This is a genomic window from Pseudomonas sp. TAE6080 (genome assembly GCF_018732265.1).
GTDB lineage: Bacteria > Pseudomonadota > Gammaproteobacteria > Pseudomonadales > Pseudomonadaceae > Aquipseudomonas > Aquipseudomonas brenneri.
The window spans coordinates 89,107-107,841 of the sequence record NZ_JAHIDY010000005.1; the positions used below are offsets into that span (position 1 = coordinate 89,107).

At 60.8% G+C, this 18,735-nt stretch carries 10 protein-coding genes; 9 read left to right on the forward strand and 1 reads right to left on the reverse strand.

Annotation, left to right across the window (positions count from 1 at the left end):
- Positions 1 to 107 precede the first annotated feature (107 nt).
- The 9 genes from KL786_RS06065 (at position 108) to KL786_RS06105 (ending at position 14,263) form a co-directional block, all read left to right on the forward strand.
- Entirely contained in the window at positions 108 to 1,121 is a 1,014-nt protein-coding gene (locus tag KL786_RS06065) for an alpha/beta fold hydrolase (RefSeq protein ID WP_215517002.1), read from the forward strand.
- 26 nt (positions 1,122 to 1,147) lie between these two features.
- The gene (locus KL786_RS06070) at positions 1,148 to 2,101 is read left to right on the forward strand and encodes a D-2-hydroxyacid dehydrogenase family protein (protein ID WP_215517003.1); all 954 of its coding nucleotides are present in this window, start codon (positions 1,148 to 1,150) and stop codon (positions 2,099 to 2,101) included.
- Between the two features lie 550 nt (positions 2,102 to 2,651).
- On the forward strand, positions 2,652 to 4,211 hold the full coding sequence (glgA, locus tag KL786_RS06075) for a glycogen synthase GlgA (RefSeq protein WP_215517004.1): 1,560 nt from the start codon (positions 2,652 to 2,654) through the stop codon (positions 4,209 to 4,211).
- A 15-nt stretch (positions 4,212 to 4,226) separates the two neighbouring features.
- Positions 4,227 to 5,984 carry a malto-oligosyltrehalose trehalohydrolase gene (treZ, locus tag KL786_RS06080; protein WP_215517005.1) on the forward strand — a complete coding sequence of 586 codons (1,758 nt, stop codon included), beginning with the start codon at positions 4,227 to 4,229 and terminating at the stop codon, positions 5,982 to 5,984.
- Positions 5,981 to 8,065 carry a 4-alpha-glucanotransferase gene (gene malQ / locus KL786_RS06085; protein WP_215517006.1) on the forward strand — a complete coding sequence of 695 codons (2,085 nt, stop codon included), beginning with the start codon at positions 5,981 to 5,983 and terminating at the stop codon, positions 8,063 to 8,065. The genes treZ and malQ overlap by 4 nt, the downstream gene beginning before the upstream one ends.
- The gene (locus tag KL786_RS06090; protein ID WP_215517007.1) at positions 8,062 to 10,815 is read left to right on the forward strand and encodes a malto-oligosyltrehalose synthase; all 2,754 of its coding nucleotides are present in this window, start codon (positions 8,062 to 8,064) and stop codon (positions 10,813 to 10,815) included. The genes malQ and KL786_RS06090 overlap by 4 nt, the downstream gene beginning before the upstream one ends.
- A gap of 23 nt (positions 10,816 to 10,838) precedes the next feature.
- Complete coding sequence (locus tag KL786_RS06095; protein WP_215517008.1) at positions 10,839 to 11,069, forward strand: DUF2934 domain-containing protein; 231 nt, start codon at positions 10,839 to 10,841, stop codon at positions 11,067 to 11,069.
- A gap of 113 nt (positions 11,070 to 11,182) precedes the next feature.
- Positions 11,183 to 13,318 (forward strand): glycogen debranching protein GlgX, encoded by a 2,136-nt coding sequence (gene glgX / locus KL786_RS06100; RefSeq protein WP_215517009.1) that lies wholly within the window; start codon positions 11,183 to 11,185, stop codon positions 13,316 to 13,318.
- Between the two features lie 183 nt (positions 13,319 to 13,501).
- Positions 13,502 to 14,263, forward strand: coding sequence for a PIG-L deacetylase family protein (locus KL786_RS06105; RefSeq protein ID WP_215517060.1), 762 nt, complete (start codon positions 13,502 to 13,504; stop codon positions 14,261 to 14,263).
- Between the two features lie 131 nt (positions 14,264 to 14,394).
- Here the strand turns inward: KL786_RS06105 and KL786_RS06110 are convergent, their stop codons facing one another.
- A complete protein-coding gene (locus tag KL786_RS06110; RefSeq protein WP_215517010.1) occupies positions 14,395 to 18,573 on the reverse strand; it encodes a hypothetical protein in 4,179 nt (1,392 codons plus the stop codon).
- Positions 18,574 to 18,735 lie beyond the last annotated feature (162 nt).

Below are 18,735 nucleotides of genomic sequence, written 5' to 3' on the forward strand. Positions count from 1 at the left end.
AAATAATTCTACACCGTCAAGCGTACTGTCAGGTTGCTGTAACCGGTTAATCCCCGCTTAATCCACCCGCCACAGCATCCGGGATGCATCGTCCCTGGAGCTTTCCCATGGCGCTGACACGTTCGTTTCTTCTTACCGGTCTGCTGGCCACTTGCGCTCTTCCTGCCGTGGCAGCCACGCAAGACCCAAGCTATGGCTCGCAGTTGCAAGGTTTCCAATACCCCTATCCGGTCGAACATTTCGATTTCCAGTCCCAGGGCCAATCAGTGCAAATGGGCTATATGGACGTGCCGGCCAAAGCTCCCGCCAATGGTCGCAGCGTAGTGCTGATGCATGGCAAGAACTTCTGCGGCGCGACCTGGGAGGCGTCGATCAAGGCCTTGAGCGAGGCCGGCTACCGAGTGATCGCCCCGGACCAGATCGGTTTCTGTACCTCCACCAAGCCTGAGCACTATCAGTACAGCTTCCAGCAGTTGGCAATCAACACCCATCAGCTCCTGCAAAAGCTCGGGATCCAGAAGGCCACCCTTCTCGGCCACTCCACTGGCGGCATGCTGGCTACCCGCTATGCCCTGCTCTACCCCACACAAACCGAACAACTGGCACTGGTCAATCCTATCGGCCTGGAAGACTGGAAAGCCCTGGGTGTGCCCTATCGCACGGTCGATCAATGGTATGCACGCGAGTTGCAACTGAGCGCCGAAGGCGTACGCGAGTACGAGCGCAAGACCTACTACGTCGGGCGCTGGAAGCCCGAGTACGAACGCTGGGTGGAGATGCTCGTCGGACTGAACAAAGGGCCCGGCCATAAACAGGTGGCGTGGAACTCGGCGTTGATTTACGACATGATCTTCACCCAGCCGGTGTACTACGAGTTCAAGGACTTGCAGGTGCCGACCTTGCTGCTGATTGGCACGTCTGATATCACCGCCATTGGCAGCGATAGCGCACCACCCGAGGTCAAGGCCAGGATCGGCCACTACAACGAACTGGGCAAACAGGTAGCCAAGCTCATCCCCCGCTCGACTCTTGTGGAGTTCCCGGGCCTGGGGCATGCGCCGCAAATGGAAGAGCCCGCGCGCTTTCACCAGGCGCTGTTGCAAGGGTTGAAGACGTTCTAATCCCACTAAACGCGAGGCATGGGTGTATGTCGGTACAGATCGCAGTCATTGATGATTGGCAAGACGTGGCGCGGGGCGCGGTGGATTGGTCCACCCTGGAGGCTATCGGCCAGGTGCATTTTTTGCACGACTATCCTGCCGACACCGCCACGATGGTCGAACGCTTGCAGGGCTTTGAGGTGATTTGCGTGATGCGCGAACGCACGGTCTTCGACCAGGCGCTGCTGCAAGGACTGCCGAGCCTCAAGCTGCTGGTCACCGGTGGGATGCGCAATGCCGCCATCGACCTTGCTGCTGCCAGGGCCCTGGGCATTCAGGTCTGTGGCACCGACAGCTACAAACACGCGGCGCCGGAGCTGACCTGGGCCTTGGTCATGGCGTCCACCCGCAACTTACTGGCCGAGGCGTCCTCCTTGCGTGCCGGCCAGTGGCAGCAAGGGTTGGGCGGCGATCTGCATGGCAAGACCCTGGGCATCCTCGGGCTGGGCAGCATTGGTCAGCGGGTGGCGCAGTTTGGCCAGGTGTTCGGCATGCGGGTGATTGCCTGGAGCGAGAACCTCACTGCCGAGCGTGCCGCAGCATCCGGCGTGACCAGGGTCAGCAAGCGTGAATTGTTCGAACAGGCCGATGTGCTGTCGATTCACCTGGTGCTCAGTGAGCGCAGCCGTGGCCTGGTGGATGCCCAGGCCCTGGGCTGGATGAAACCCACTGCGCGGCTGGTCAATACCGCACGCGGGCCGATCGTCGATGAGGCGGCGTTGATCGACGCGCTCAGCCATGGGCGCTTGGCGGGCGCCGCGCTGGATGTGTTTGGACAGGAGCCATTACCTGTAGATCATCCATTTCGCCATTTGCCCAATGTTCTGGCTACGCCCCATGTGGGCTATGTCAGCGAGCAGAACTATAGGCAGTTCTACGGGCAGATGATTGAGGATATCCAGGCGTGGGCGGCGGGGCAGAGTTTGCGCAGTCTTACTTAATGTCAAACCTAATAAATATCTCCTAATTAATTGATTTATATGGATATATCATCCTGATAAATCACTTTAAGTAGCCGCTCGCACTACTATCGAGCAACCCAAACCCAATGCCCCATCAAGAGGCAATTCCCCTGTAGGAGTCGGCTTGCCGGCGATAGCGACCTTGAGTCATGTGCCGATGCCAAGGACCTCATCTCCGGTAAGCCGGCCACAGGGTGGTGACGTTACAAAAAATATTGTCCTACAAAACCTTCCGACAACCCGTGCAGGCTCTGGGGTCTGTCCTAGACTGATGACCGATGGGTCACGATCAGAACAAAAGCCCCCGCAATAAATCGAAACTTTCCAACTCTGCCGCAGGTCAGGTTTAAGGTAGGACGCACGCTACCGGCTCCCGCCGGACGTCCGCCCATCCAATCTATTTATCAGTTCGGTGCAATTGGCATAAGCCTTGCCAGTCTGTGCAGTGCTAGTGCGCGTGACCGCAGGACGCGGTTGACTTTCGCTGAGGGCGCCTGGCTCTCAGCTGACCAACACATGGGAGAGAATTATGATCAGTGCCGCCTCGGGAGTTCAGGGACAGCGTTTTAGTCAGTCGGTCGATGGGCCAACCAGCATGGTTGACCTTCCCGGCACGGTGCGGCCGGTCTCGTCTCCAAACCCCAATCGCAAGAAAGTCCTGTTTGTGACCTCGGAACTGGCCGATCTGGTGAAAACCGGTGGCCTGGGGGACGTGTCCGCGGCCCTGCCCCGTGCCATGGCGCACCTGCACGATGTACGGGTGCTGATTCCGGGCTACCGCCAGGTGCTGGACAGCGACAACCCGATCCATATCATCGGCGAGCTCGGTGGTCATGCGGCGCTGCCGCCCTGCAAGATCGGGCGCATGGACCTCAAGGACGGCCTGGTCATCTATGTGTTGATCTGCCCCGAGCTGTACGAGCGCGAAGGCACACCCTATGGCGCCAACAATGGTCGCGACTGGCCCGACAACCATATCCGGTTTGCCCGCCTGGGCCTGGCGGCCGCCGACATTGCCGCCAACCTCGCGCAAATCCACTGGTGCCCGGACCTGGTGCACGCCCATGACTGGCCTGCTGGCCTGGCCCCGGCATACATGCACTGGCGTGGTTCACGCACCCCCACGCTGTTTACCATCCATAACCTGGCCTACCAGGGTGTCGTCAGCCTGGCCTCGTGCCCGGAACTGGGGATTCCCGAGCATGCCTTGCAACAGGAAGGCATGGAGTTCTACGGCAAGATGTCGTTCCTCAAGGCCGGTATGGCCTATTCCAGCCATATCACTACAGTCAGCGCCACCTACGCCCGGGAAATCACCACGCCCGAATTCGGCTGCGGCCTGGATGGGTTCCTCGCCAGCAAGACCCAGCAAGGCCTGCTCAGTGGCATCCCCAATGGTATTGATGAAAGCTGGGAGTCCTCCACTGACCCGCACCTGGATCACCCATTCAATATCGGTGACTGGCAAGGCAAGGCCATCAATGCCGGCCACGTCCGCACGTTGTTCGGCCTGGAGGCGTCCACCGGCCCGCTGTTTGCCGTGGTGTCACGCCTGGTGTACCAAAAAGGTCTGGACCTGACCGAGGCCGTCGCCGCGTTTATCGTGGAAAACGGCGGGCAGATTGCGATCATCGGCCGTGGCGAACCGGAGGAAGAACAGGCCATGCGCGCCCTGGCCCTGCGTTTCCCAGGCCGCATCGGCGTGCGCATCGGTTTTAACGAAACCGACGCCCGCCGCATGTTTGCTGGCAGCGACTTTCTGTTAATGCCCTCGCGCTATGAGCCGTGCGGCCTGAGCCAGATGTACGCCCAGCGCTTCGGCTCGCTGCCGGTGGCGCGTAATACCGGTGGCCTGGCTGACACCATTGAAGATGGCGTGACCGGTTTCCTGTTCGATGAATCCACCGTGCAAAGCTACGAAGCCGCCCTCGCCCGCGCCTTCAAGGTGTTTGCCTTCCCCGGCCTGCTCAATGCGATGCGCTGCAGGGCCATGGCTGCGCCATTCAACTGGTGCCAGGCGGTAGAACCCTATGCCGAGCTGTATGAACAACTGGTAGCGAAAGCGTTGGGCAAGTCGGGGAAAGCCTAAAAGAGGTCGGGATAGATGCCGTTACGGACTCTGGCAACATGGCCCCACGGCGCGATCCTGCAGGATGCGCAACACACCCGCTTCGCCCTGTGGGCGCCTGATGCGTCTCATGCCAGCGTTGAGCTGCACAATGCTCAGTCAGTACCCATGCAGCCCCAGGCAGAGGGCTGGTTTGTCGCACATGTGCGCTGCGGGGCCGGCACCCGCTATCACTACACCATTGATGGCGAGCAGGATGTGCCCGACCCGGCGTCACGCCTGCAGCACGGGGACGTGCACGGCGACAGTGTGGTGGTCGATCCCTTGGCCTACCCCTGGCGTCACGGCTCCTGGCAAGGTCGGCCCTGGCATGAAGCGGTGATCTACGAGCTGCATGTGGGCATACTCGGTGGTTATGCCGCTGTGGAGCAGCACCTGCCGCGCCTGGCAGAGCTGGGCGTCACCGCCATTGAGCTGATGCCCCTGGCCCAATGCCCCGGTGAACGCAACTGGGGCTACGACGGAGTCTTGCCCTATGCGCCGCAAGCATCCCTGGGCACTCCCGATCAGTTGAAGCACTTGATCGACAGTGCCCATGGGCATGGCCTCGCGGTGATCCTTGATGTGGTCTACAACCACTTCGGCCCCGACGGCAATTACCTGGGCCGCTATGCCAAAGGCTTTTTTCGCGAAGACCGCCACACCCCCTGGGGCGCCGGGATCGATTTTCGCCGCCGCCAAGTGCGCGACTTTTTTATCGACAACGCCCTGATGTGGCTTGTCGAATACCGTTTCGACGGCCTGCGCCTGGATGCGGTGCATGCCATCAACGACCCGGCGTTCCTGAAGGAGCTAGCCCAACGGGTACGTGAGCAAGTAGATCCAGGCCGCCACGTATGGTTGGTGCTGGAAAACGAATTCAACCAGGCCCGCCTGTTGCAGCAAGGCTTCGATGCGCAATGGAACGATGATGGGCATAACGCCCTGCATGTGCTGTTGACCGGCGAGACCGACGCCTACTACGCCGATTTCGCCGACGATCCCACGGCCAAATTGGCCCGCTGCCTGGGCGAAGGGTTTGTCTACCAAGGCGACACTACCCGCCACGGCATCCAGCGTGGCGAGCCCAGCGGGCATTTGTCGCCCAGTGCCTTTGTGCTGTTTTTGCAGAATCACGACCAGATCGGCAACCGCGCCCTGGGAGAGCGCCTGCACCAACTGTGTTCGCCCCAGGCGTTGCAGGCAGCGACCACCCTATTGTTGATGTCGCCGATGATCCCGCTGCTGTTCATGGGCGATGAAGTCAATGCCGAACAACCCTTCCTGTTTTTTACCGACCATCACGGCGAATTGGCCGAGGCCGTGCGCGAAGGCCGGCGCAATGAATTTGCCGACTTCACCGCCTTCAGCGATCCCGAGCGCCGCGCGCGGATTCCCGACCCCAACGCAGTGCAGACCTTTCGCCGCTCCATACCACTGTTTAGCCAGGCGCCTGTTGCGTTGTATCGCCAATTGCTGGGCCTGCGCCAGCAGCGCATCGTGCCCCACTTGCCCGGCAGCATCGCCCTTGGTGCGCAAGTCCTGGGCCAGGGCGCAGTGTCTGCGCGCTGGCGCTTGGGCAATGGCTGCGTATTACAGATCGACCTCAACCTGGGTCCGACCGTCCTGCTGCATCCGGCAGGCATCAGCGAGCTGTTCAGTACCAGCAACGACCCGGCGTTACTCACACCCTTCTCTGCCCGCGTCAGCCTGGCGCCGGGTGACACCTCATCCTCTGTTGGAGAGCACTCTTGAGCGAAGCGCAACTGGAAATACTCGCCAGCCGTGCGGGCCTGGCGGTCGATTGGATCGACGCCAACGGCCGCCCGCAGCATGTCAGTGCCGACGCGTTGCGCGCCGTGCTCCAAGGCCTAGGCCACCCCGCCGACACCGACGCCGCCATCGCCTCCAGCCTGCAAGCCCTGGAGCGCGAGCAGCAAGACAGGCACCTGGCGCCGCTGTTGACCGTGGACGTAGGCGCCGGCCTGGACCTGGCTGCTTACTTCGCCCCCGGCACGCCGTGCCAGGCTCATCTGGAGGACGGCAGCAGCCTCAATCTTGAGCTGGATACCGAGGCCGTCCTGCCCGGCGCCCTGCCCGTGGGCTACCACCGGGTGCAGATCGCCGACCAGTCCTTCACCCTGGCCGTTGCCCCCCATCAGTGTTTCAGCGTCGCCGAGGCGGTGGACAGCCAACCCGCCCGTGCCTGGGGCCTGAGTGTCCAGTTGTATGCCTTGCGCCGCAGCGGCGATGGCGGGTTTGGCGACACCCAGGCCCTGGAGCAATTGGCCCGCGCTGCCGCAGAACGAGGTGTCGACGCCCTGGCAATCAGCCCGTTGCACGCGATGTTCAGTGCCGATACCGAGCGCTATAGCCCCTATTCACCGTCCAGTCGCCTGTTCCTCAATAGCCTGTATGCCTCCCCCGGTTGCATCCTCGGTGAACGGGCGTCGCTCAGTGCCATCGAATCCAGCGGACTGGCCGATGAGCTGCAAGCGCTTGAGCAACAAAGCCTGATCGACTGGCCGGCCGCCGCCAAGGCCAAGCAGCGCCTGCTGCGTGCCCTGTATGAAGATTTTCGGCAGGGCGAACACCCGCAGCAGGCTGACTTCCTGAGTTTCCGCCAGGCCGGTGGCGAGGCCTTGGAAAACCATTGCCGCTTCGAAGCCGTGCAAGCCGAGCGCGCCGCCAATGGTGAAAGCCTTGACTGGCGCCAGTGGCCCGAGGACTGGCGTGATCCTGGCAGTGCCGCGCTGGCACAATTTGCTGTCGAGCAAGGCGATGCCATTGGCTTCTACGCCTTCAGCCAATGGCTGATTGCCCGTTGCCTTGCGCGCGCGCAACACGCTGCGCGTGGCAGTGGCATGGGTATCGGCCTGATTGCCGACCTGGCCGTGGGCGCCGATGGCGCCGGCAGCCAGGCCTGGAGTCGCCAGGATGAACTGCTGGCCGACCTCACCGTGGGCGCGCCACCGGATATCCTCAACCGTGCCGGCCAGGGCTGGGGCATCTCCGCGTTCTCCCCCGAGGGTCTCAAGCGCAATGGCTTTCGGGCGTTTATCGAAATGCTGCGGGCCAATTTCGCCCATGCCGGCGGCCTGCGTATCGATCATGTGATGGGCCTGCAACGGCTGTGGGTGATTCCCCGGAACGCTTCGCCCAAAGACGGTGCGTACCTGTATTACCCGGTGGATGACCTGCTGCGGCTATTGGCCCTGGAATCCAGCCGGCACCAGGCGATTGTACTGGGCGAAGACTTGGGCACAGTACCCGAGGGCCTGCGGGAAAAACTCAGCGCCCGCGCGATGCTCGGCATGCGTGTGCTGTTGTTCGAACAGGACCATGGCGGGCGATTTACACCGATCCTCGACTGGCCGGATAACGCCCTGGCCACCACCAGCACTCACGACCTGCCGACGCTTAACGGTTGGTGGCACAGTCGCGATATCGACTGGAATGTGCAACTGGGGCTGATCGACACACCGACGCTAGAGCACTGGAGTGAACACCGTCAGCGTGAACGCCAGGCACTGCGCCAGGCCCTGGCCCAGGACCCGCAGAACTTTCGCGATGAACTGCGCAACGAAACCGACCAGATGCTCGATGCCAGCGTGCGCTACCTCGGCCACACCCGTGCGCCGCTGGTGTTGCTGCCCCTGGAGGATGCCCTGGGCATCCTAGAGCAAGCCAACCTGCCCGGCACCCTCGATACCCATCCCAATTGGCGGCGGCGCCTGCCGGGGGATGCCGCCGGCCTGCTCGATGACGACAACGCAGCCCGGCGCCTGGAGCTGCTGGCGGTGGCGCGCAATCAAGCCCTGGAACGTGACCAGTGAACAGCATCGCGTTACGGGCCACCCAGCGCCTGCAGTTTCACCAGGGTTTTACCCTGGATGATGCAGTGCCGCTGGTGCCGTATTTCGCCAGCCTGGGCATCAGCCACCTGTATGCCTCGCCCCTGCTCAAGGCCCGCGCCGGTTCCATGCATGGCTACGACGTGGTCGACCCGACCACCGTCAACCCGCAACTGGGTGGCGAACCGGCGCTGCGCCGCCTGGTGGCGACCCTGCGTGCCCACGACATGGGCCTGATTCTCGATATCGTGTCCAACCATATGGCCGTCGGCGGCAGCGACAACCCCTGGTGGCTGGACCTGCTGGAATGGGGGCGCCTGAGCCCCTACAGCGAATTCTTTGATATCCAGTGGCACTCCCCGGACCCGCTGCTCAAGGGCCAATTGTTGATGCCCTTCCTCGGCAGCGACTACGGCGAGGCCCTGCAAAACGGCACCCTGCCCCTGCGTTTTGACCAGGCCCAAGGCCGTTTTTTTGTCGAGCACTACGAACACCGCTTCCCGATCTGCCCCAGCGACTACGGCGATATCCTGCGCGCCCATCCTGCCCTCAAAGACCTGGCCGATCGCTTCAGTGCCCTGGCCTATCAGGCCGATGCCTGGCCCTTGGCGGCCAGCCTGAAACAAGAACTGATGCAGCAGGCTTGCGACCCACTGATCCTGGCGGCCATCGAACACGCCCTGGGCGGGTTTGATGCGCGCCAGCCCGAAGGTTTTTCGCGCCTGCATCAATTACTGGAACAGCAAGCCTATCGCCTGGCCAGTTGGCGCACGGCGGCAGATGACATCAATTGGCGACGTTTTTTCGACGTCAACGAGCTGGGTGGCCTGCGGGTGGAGCGGGCTACGGTCTTCGAGGCCACTCACCACAAGATTTTCCAGCTGATCAGCGAGGGCCTGGTGGATGGCCTGCGCATCGACCACATCGATGGCCTGGCCGACCCGCGTGGCTACTGCCGCAAGTTGCGCCGGCGCGTGGATGCATTGTCGCCAGGCCGGCATTTGCCGATCTTTGTCGAAAAGATCCTCGGCGCCGGCGAAACCCTACCCGCAGACTGGCGGGTAGACGGCACCACCGGCTATGAATTCATGAACCAGGTGTCGCTGCTGCAGCATGATCCCCAGGGCTTCGAGGCGTTGAGCCAACTCTGGAGCGGGGTCAGCGAACGGCCCTCGGCCTTTATCGAAGAAGCCTGGCTGGCCCGCCAGCAAATCCTCAACGGCTCCCTGGCCGGGGATTTTGAAAGCGTGGCCCAGGCCCTGCTGCAAGTGGCCCGTGCGGACGTGATGAGCCGTGACCTGACCCTGGGCGCGATCCGTCGCGCCTTGCAGGCACTGGTCGTGCACTTCCCGGTCTACCGCACCTATATCAGCGCCTGCGGCCGTAGCGCCACAGACGAGGCCGTGTTCCAGCAAGCCCTGGCCGGCGCCCGCGTGACCTTGAGCGAAGCCGACTGGCCGGTACTCGACTACCTGCAACAGTGGCTCGGCGGCCAACCCTGGCGTGATCGCCCTGTGGGGCAGCCGCGCAAGATCCTCAAGCATGCCTGTGTGCGTTTCCAGCAACTGACCTCGCCGGCGGCCGCCAAGGCCGTGGAAGACACCGCCCTCTATCGCTCGGCGGTACTGCTCTCGCGCAACGATGTGGGCTTCAATACCGAACAGTTCAGCGCGCCCCTGGCCGACTTCCATGCCGCCAACCGCCAGCGCCTGGCAACCTCTCCCGACAACTTGCTGGCCACCGCCACCCACGACCACAAACGCGGCGAAGACAGCCGCGCGCGGCTGGCGGTGCTTAGTGAGTGTGCGCCGTGGTATGCCGAGCAGGTGCAACAGTGGCGTAGGCTGGCGTTGCTCTTGCGCGATGATCCGGCTGTTCCTTCGGCAGGCGATGAACTGATCCTCTATCAGGTGCTGCTGGGCAGTTGGCCCCTGGACCTGGATCTTCAGGCCCCCCGTGGCTATCAACAGCGCCTCTGGCAGTGGCAGCAAAAAGCCCTGCGTGAAGCCAAACTGCACAGCAGTTGGAGCGCACCCAACGAGATCTATGAGCAGGGTGTCGAAGCCTTCCTCTCCCGTTTGTTGCTCGAACCGTCCGGTTTAGCCTTGCGTACGGCGATCCACGCCGCAGCCGAGGCCATCGCCCCCGCCGGCGCCTTGAACGGGCTGGCGCAATCCTTGCTGCGTATCACCGTGCCAGGCGTGCCGGACCTGTACCAGGGCGATGAATTCTGGGACTTGAGCCTGGTGGACCCGGACAACCGGCAGGCAGTGGATTTCAGCGTCCGCCAACGGGCACTTGCGGCAGAGCCACAGGCCTTGCTTGAGCGCTGGCGTGATGGGCACTTGAAGCAGGCGCTGATTGCCCAGGTGTTGAACCTGCGCAAGGCCCACCCGCTGCTGTTTGCCAGGGGCCGCTATGAACCGCTGGAGGTGTTGGGCCGACATGCCCAACGGGTTGTTGCCTTCAGTCGTGAGTATCAGGGCCAGTGGCTGTTGGTGGTGGTGCCACGCTGGGCCCACGCCCTGCTTGAAAGCAGCGCCAAACCCCGGGTGGATGCGCAAGTTTGGGGCGATACCCGGGTCACATTACCGTTCGACGCCACGCTGCAAAACTGGAAGGGACTTTTGCAGACAGGCGCAGTCACACCCAACAAGGAGCTAATGGTCAGCGCTGCCCTGGGGGATGTCCCGGTGAATGTCTTTATCCATTCTGACGATCAAGAAAGCTGAAATTTTCTGTGAGGAGCATTGCGATGAGCACCGAAGACAAACGCGTTCGTGAATTTGCGTATCAGATCTGGGAGTCCGAAGGTAAGCCCGAAGGCCAGGAAGCGCGCCATTGGGAAATGGCCCGCAAATTGGCCGAAGCCGAAGCGTTGACCCCCAGCAAGCCCAAGGCAGCTACCAAGGCCAAGCCAAAACCGGTCGCAGAAAAACCCGCCGTCGCCAAAAAGCCACGAGCCCCGCGCAAGCCAGCCGGCTGAGCACTCTCCTGTAGACGCCGGCCAGCCGGCGTCTACAAAAAGCTCAACTGTTTACCTGAGCCGATGTCAGCACGGCCCCATTCGGCCTGAAAAAACCTTGCAGGAGCAACGCTATGAGCAAGACACCCATTACCGAGCCGTCGCGGATTCGTGAAGGTCTGCCCTTCCCCCTCGGCGCGACCTGGGACGGTCTGGGGGTCAACTTCGCGCTGTTCTCGGCCAATGCCACCAAGGTCGAGCTGTGTCTGTTCGACGATACCGGCGAAGTCGAGCTGGAGCGGATCGAACTGCCGGAATACACCGACGAGACCTTCCACGGCTACTTGCCCGACGCCCACCCGGGGCTGATCTATGGCTACCGCGTGTACGGTGCGTACGACCCTGGCAACGGCCATCGTTTCAACCCCCATAAATTGCTGATCGACCCCTATGCCAAGCAGTTGGTCGGCGAACTCAAATGGTCCGAAGCGTTGTTTGGCTACACCATCGGCCACCCGGATGCCGACCTGAGTTTTGATGAGCGCGACAGTGCGCCCTTCGTGCCCAAATGCAAGGTCATCGACCCGGCCCATACCTGGGGCAACGACCAACCAGTGCGTACGCCCTGGGATCGCACCATCATCTACGAGACCCATCTGCGCGGCATCAGCATGCGCCACCCCTCTGTCCCAGAGATCGTACGCGGTACCTGCGCCGGGTTGATGGTCGACGATGTGCTCAAGCACATTCGCCAACTGGGCGTGTCGTCGGTGGAGTTGCTGCCGGTCCATGCTTTCGTCAATGACCAGCACCTGTTGCACAAAGGCATGACTAACTATTGGGGCTACAACAGCATCGCTTTCTTTGCCCCGGATCCACGCTACCTGGCCAGCGGCAAGATCGCCGAGTTCAAGGAAATGGTCGCGCACCTGCACGAAGCCGGGCTGGAGGTGATCCTCGATGTGGTCTACAACCACACCGCCGAAGGCAACGAGCAAGGCCCGACCCTGTCCATGCGTGGCATCGACAATGCCTCGTACTACCGCTTGATGCCCGACGACAAGCGCTTCTATATCAACGACTCCGGCACCGGCAACACCCTGGACCTGAGCCATCCTTGTGTGCTGCAAATGGTCACGGACTCCCTGCGTTACTGGGCCACGGAGATGCATGTCGACGGTTTTCGCTTTGACCTGGCGACGATTCTGGGGCGTTATCACGATGGTTTCGACGAGCGTCACAGTTTCCTTGTGGCCTGCCGCCAGGACCCGGTGCTGCGCCAGGTGAAAATGATCGCCGAGCCCTGGGATGTGGGCCCCGGCGGTTATCAGGTGGGCAACTTCCCGCCCGGCTGGGTGGAATGGAATGACCGTTTTCGCGACACCGTGCGCGCCTTCTGGAAAGGCGATGACGGCCAACTGGCCGATTTTGCCGGGCGTATGACCGCCTCTGGCGAGATGTTCAACCAGCGCGGGCGCCGCCCCTACAGCTCGGTGAACTTCATTACCGCCCACGATGGCTTCACGCTGCACGACCTGGTGTCCTACAACGACAAGCACAACGAAGCCAACGACGAAAACAATCAGGACGGCAGCAACAACAACCTGTCATGGAACCATGGTGTCGAAGGCCCCACCGACGATCCCGAGATCAACGCGTTGCGCCTGCGCCAGATGCGTAATTTCTTCGCCACCCTGCTGCTGGCCCAGGGCACGCCGATGCTGGTGGCCGGTGACGAGTTCGCCCGCACCCAGCACGGCAACAACAATGCCTACTGCCAGGACAGCGAAATCGGCTGGGTCAATTGGGACCTGGATGAAGATGGCAAGTCCCTGCTCACCTTCGTCAAGCGCCTGATCAAACTGCGCCTGGCCTACCCGATCCTGCGTCGCGGGCGCTTCCTGGTGGGCGACTACAACGAAGACATCGGGGTCAAGGACGTGACATGGCTGGCCCCCGATGGCAACGAAATGACCATTGAACAGTGGCAAGACAGCCAGGGCCGTTGCCTGGGGATGCTGATGGATGGCCGAGCTCAGGAAACCGGAATTCGCCGGCCAGGAGCCGATGCTACCCTGTTGCTGGTAGTGAATGCGCACCATGACCTGGTGAGTTTTCGCTTGCCCCAGGTGCCGGATGGTGGCTTCTGGACCTGCATGGTCGACACCAACCAGCCAGCGGTACACGGCCAGGAGCGTTTCGAGTTTGATCACGAATATGCAGTGACCGGGCGCTCGCTGCTGTTGTTCGAGCTGCAGCAGGCCCCCTGAAAAAAATACGATTTTGCCCGCAGACGGCGCGACGAATCCCGGGCTATGAACAATACTCATGCTTGGCAATCCAGGATTCGGAACGCCAGCGTGCCGCACGAGCCTTGCGCCAGTGCGACAAAAAGGAGAGTCGACCCGTCAACGGGATACGACCTGCATCATCAGGACAAGGACGTGACATTGATCAAACCCGCCACTTTAAACGACGGTCGCCGCACGTCGGCGCAGATCTGGAACAGTGCGCCGCAATTGGCGCAAATCCCCACCATTAGCCCTTCCCTACTGGTACCTCCCGGCTCGCGGGTGGTGGTGGTCGCCCCTCATCCAGGTGACGAAGTGTTGGCCTGCGGCGGCTTGCTGCAACTGCTCAGTACCCTGGATTATCCCTTGAAGTTGATCTCCGTTACCGACGGCAGTGCCAGCCATCCGGGTTCCAACCAGTGGTCAGCCCAGCGCCTGAGCGTGTTTCGCCCCCAGGAAAGTGTCGAGGCCCTGCGCCGCCTCGGCTTGCCCTTGCACAGCCTGAAGTGGATTCGCGGTGGCTTTTGTGACAATGCCCTGGCGGGCCGCGAACAGCTCTTGAGCCAATTTATCGCGCGTTACCTGCAACCCGGCGATGCCGTGTTTACCACCTGGCGCAATGATGGCAATGACGACCACGATGCCGTTGGCCGCGCCACTGCCATCGCCTGTGCGCTAACAGGGGCGCGCCTGCTGGAGTTGCCGATCTGGGCCTGGCACTGGCCCGCCCGCGACGCCGGCCGGATGCCCTGGCAGTGCGCGCGCAAGGTACGCCTCGACACCTGGAGCGTGGCGCGCAAACGCCACGCGGCCCATGCCTACGCCACCCAGTTGCTCGGCGATCCGCTGATCGGCCTGGCGCCGATGATGCCTGCGGTGCTGCTGGAGCGGATGCGGGAGCCGTACGAGATTGTGTTCCTGTAACGGGTTCATACCTGTGAGTTCTGACAGTGGCAGCCCTTTGCGGCTGTTGCTAACGAGGTACAAGCACAGCAGCGGATCTGATGCAGCGATGTCCCCTGCTGTACCTGGGCGCCAGGATGGCCGCCGACTGATTATTGGAACACTTGGGCCTCGCCGTAGACGGTGGCATTGATCCAGTGTGGCTCCATGGGGTCGCTCCATACCGACTGTGGCGGTGTCCCACCATCGCCGATCATGATGCGCCGGCCCGACAGACTCCACTCCTGCATCCGCGCCTTGAACTGGGCCGGATAATCCACCGCTCGGCAGGTGATACCGGCCCAAGGGTCGACGACCCATGCCTCATCCCACTCCGGCCCGACGAAGCCTTTGCTCCGAGGCTGGCCTGGAGGCCCGCCGATGACCGCGAACGTATGGCCCTTGACCTGTGCGATCCGCGCATGGCCACCACTGGTATTGATCGTATCAACAGCCACCTTGGCCATTTGGTCACAGTTGCCGGCCCCGGTCTTCAGGACCGTTTCGGAATAGTTGGACGCGCCCGTGCGCGTATAAAGCCAACCCACCATTTCCGACGCAGTCTGGCTGCGCGTGACCTCCCCCGCAAGACCTAGGACCTGTTGATTGGCAGATCTGATGCCCGTCGCCTGGAACTGCTCGTCAACCGCTTTCCTGCCCCCCTCAGCATATAAACGGTTCTGCTGTTCAGCCGGTAGTTGGGCAAAGTCAGCCTGTTTCTTGATCGGCGCGAGCCGCACCGGTTTTGCCGCGACCACCACATGCCCGGGATTATTCCCAGTCGCATACACCCCCATCAGGACTTCGCGCTGTTTCTCGGGGGAAAGCCCCTTCAATACGTTGGCAAGATGGTCCATTTCCGCAGGCGACATGGGCTCATCAGCAACGATCTTCTTGACCAGGCTGTCAAGGCTAGGCAGTACCACCAACTGATTGTCTGGAAGACCTTGCGCCACAAAGCCATAGACATCCTTGTATTGGTCGTACTGCTTGATGAATTGAACGTCCAGCGGATCACTACGGGTCATGCGGTGAAAATCGAGCTGGCCGTTGCCGTTCAGTTCGGCATAGTAATGAACGCCGGTATCAGCCTCGACCACCACGTATTGCCGATTGTTGTGGCTGATCTTAAAACCCCTGATAACACGCTGGTCATTGCTCAAATCGCTGATCGCATCCATTTTGATCACGAGCGTTTCCTGGTTGATCGTCCGAGGCACACCAAAATCGTCATAACCAAAATCCGGCTCATTGAGCACGGCGCCAGTGGTACGGTCCTTGTAGGTCACAGGTTGTGTGCTCGCCATCGGCAGCAGTTCTTGATTGCCCGCTTCATTGACGCGGTAACGACGATGCTCGTGAATGACCGTGCGCGGACCTTTCGCCTGCCCTGCCCCCGGAATCAGGCGGCGATGCTCCAGGGCCTGAGCGTCCTGGAACACCGGCGTGCCGCCAGGATCGATCTGCTTGGTGTAACACAGGTCGTTGAGGTCGCGCTTGTGGCGGCGCCCCCCGGCGCCACAGGTCAGCACAAACCCTTCAAACGGCCCTGTATCCTCAGATCCGCCTAGTTTGACCAGGCTTTCGGGTTTGTCCGGGTTGTAGCGGTAGACATCATCGCCGACCACCACATCGCTATGCTTGCGCCGGTTCAACACGCGTGTCTGGTCACTGGAAATACCTTCGGGCACTCGCAGGGTCTGTCCCTGGGCAACAGGCCTGGGGGTCAGGGGGATTTTTGGGGATATGTCGTAACGCCCTCGTCCGGGCAATTTAAGCACGGCGTTTTTTTTGAACTGGGCAATGCCAGCCTGAACATTTTGCAGGTGCGCGCCCCCGAACTTCAGCAGCCTGTTCCCACTGCTACTCAGTGCAGGCATCACGGGATCAAGGGGGTTGAGATTGCGAACCGTAGAAACCGCAAATTTCTTTACCAGCGAGCCAAACTTAGGCAGCAGTGCGCGCACTCCGATCTTGCCTGCGGTAGAAAACAAGCGCACCGAGCCTGCAGCGAATTTTCCCACAGGGCCGGTAAACGTAGACAGCCCATCGCCAACGAGATCCAAAATACCCTGTTTGGTATCCCCCTTGACGAGGCTTTCAATGCCACTCCAGAACGGAATGACCATCTGCGCAGTACCTTTGACACGGTCCCAGAACGCCTCATCGTTTTTCTGTGCTGCACTTTCTCGCTCAGGGTCGGACTCGGCCCATTCTTTCAATCTGTCTGTATCGACATAGAACAGGTCATCAGTAGCGGTCTTTGCAATGGCCGCAGAGCGTTCGGAAGTGATGGTGTGTGGCACGGCGCTTTTAGAGGCGGTGGCAGATGCCGAAAAGTGAGCGAGCTGTTGTGGGACAACGATAGAGAAATTGGGAGGTCTGGGACCTTTGCCTGATTTATAGGCCGTCCACCTTTTCTTGAACTCTGCCCTGCTATCTGCGCGAGTGTCGCGGACAACCAATTCTTCGGAAGGTACACCGTCATCGGAGTGCTCAATCGAAATGAAGTCTTTGCCATAGCTTTTATCGGCTGGGTTATAGGACTCCAGAATCGGTTTCAAGTCGTCACGGCGCCGGGCAATACCCTTGACCGGATTCATTTCGTAGTAGTTTGTCTCACCCTCATGCACCGCCTTGAGAATAAACGCTGGACGTGTGACGGCTGCCTTTTTCTCGTCATCGGTCTCCTTGGCGGAGTTGGATCTTGTCCTGAGTGCATATACCGTGACATCACCCTGCTCGATGGCTCTGCGGTCTTTTAGCGGGAGTTGGGACAAATGGCCGGTGATCAGCTTCCCGTAGGCTGTTTTTGTATCCGTCAGGTACTGGTCGAACGTCTTTTTGAACGTGGCCTCATCATAGACAGGGTATTGATAGCTGATCTCGGCCGGTGTGATTTTCTCGCCATTGAGATGCCTGTACAGAAGGAAAAGCGGGCTGAACAGGCTCAGCACTTCAGTGCGTGAAGTGCCCTTCTGCATGCGCTCGAAAAAATCCTTGCGCAGTGGTACATCGGTTGCTAATTGCTGGGTTGCCGACACCACCGTCTCGACGTGCGCATCAAGTGCGGTTACTGCAAAATTGATCTCCTCCTGCGAGTAATCCTGTTTTTGTGGGAGCAATCCTTGCGCCACCGCCCAATCCAACGTCGCCGGGATACGGGTTGACGCAATAAGCGCCCACTGTTCGTCTGTGGTCGCTTGCCCGCTGAACTTGCCTGGCAGGTCAACCAGCGCCTGAAAGCTCATGCGCTGCGCAGAGCCTCGCTCAATCGCTTCGGCCAGTCTGACACCGTGCTTGAAGTTCACCCACACCGCCGATCCCTGGTAACGCAGGTCTGGCGGTACATCACGGACGGCAAAGTCGGCCGGGAACTGGGGCTGCAGGATATAGGCCGCCAGATACGCCTGGTCGTTGGACAACTGCCTTGAACCAACCAGGTGCTGCCTGAACTCGGACTTGATGGCCGGGTAGCCTTGGTTCCAATGCTCACTCGACGCCGGGTCAAAGCCGGCAATATGCCCAGGTTTGCGCCCTTGCAACGGGTCCAGGCTCAGGGTCAGGGCCTTGAGCAACAATTTGACCTTGACCCCAGGCGTAATGATGCCATCCAACGGGAATTCGGCTCCGCCCAGGGTTCTCAACAGTTGTTGAATCAGTTCATTGGCTTTGGGCGATTTGAGTATCAGTTCCAGCACCGCCGCCGGTGTGTTCTGGGCTTTTTCAAGGGTCTGCGGGGAAAGCCCTTCGGTTAACAGGCTGAGCAAGGGTTTCTTATGCTTGGTCTCCTGCGCGGCGACCCATGCAGAGATGGCTGGGTCATTGCTCTTTTGCAACAAGCTATCCACATCGCTGGAGGCATTATCCAGGCCCAGGGCTACTTCACTACGGGCATCTTCTACCGCGTTGATCGCCGCTTGCTGTTGCGCAGGTGTGTTGGGGGCGGATGGCACGATGCCATAAAATGTGAGCATATTACCCAGCCGGTTCGTACCCGGCTGGGTTGAGCCGTTCGGCGGTATCAGCGGTGAGTCTTTATTGAGAAACAAACTTTTGTTCACGACAGCGCCGGGAGGCGTCAAGGCATTAGGTTCGCGCAACACCCTGAGCATTTCGTCCAGATCCCCCAGCTTTCCCCGCACCTCGGCTTGTTGCGAACTGACGGATTGCGCCGCAGTTTCCACCCGCCTCAGGCTGGATTTGCCCTGGATTGTGGGAGGTGCATCAACTGGGGGCGCTACAAGAGGGGAAAGAGCTGCGTGTCGCGTATTCAAATGGACAAGCGTCATGGTGTTTTCGTCTCTGGCAGTGATACACAAGTTCAGCGACGAAACGAGGAAAACCCAAATGCTGCGCCTGATCGCTGACAGTCTTGTGTGGATCACACGTAAGAAAATGTTCCAGAGGGATTGGTAACAGCGTTCGTCAAGCCAGCGTGTAGGCGCTGGCTT

What these genes read in the sequence shown, in the direction of transcription:
- KL786_RS06070 (WP_215517003.1), top strand. Translation starts at nt 1,148, where the DNA reads ATGTCGGTACAGATCGCAGTCATTGATGATTGGCAAGACGTGGCGCGG.
- KL786_RS06065 (WP_215517002.1), top strand. Translation starts at nt 108, where the DNA reads ATGGCGCTGACACGTTCGTTTCTTCTTACCGGTCTGCTGGCCACTTGC.
- glgX (WP_215517009.1), top strand. Translation starts at nt 11,183, where the DNA reads ATGAGCAAGACACCCATTACCGAGCCGTCGCGGATTCGTGAAGGTCTG.
- KL786_RS06110 (WP_215517010.1), bottom strand. Translation starts at nt 18,573, where the DNA reads ATGACGCTTGTCCATTTGAATACGCGACACGCAGCTCTTTCCCCTCTT.
- KL786_RS06095 (WP_215517008.1), top strand. Translation starts at nt 10,839, where the DNA reads ATGAGCACCGAAGACAAACGCGTTCGTGAATTTGCGTATCAGATCTGG.
- treZ (WP_215517005.1), top strand. Translation starts at nt 4,227, where the DNA reads ATGCCGTTACGGACTCTGGCAACATGGCCCCACGGCGCGATCCTGCAG.
- glgA (WP_215517004.1), top strand. Translation starts at nt 2,652, where the DNA reads ATGATCAGTGCCGCCTCGGGAGTTCAGGGACAGCGTTTTAGTCAGTCG.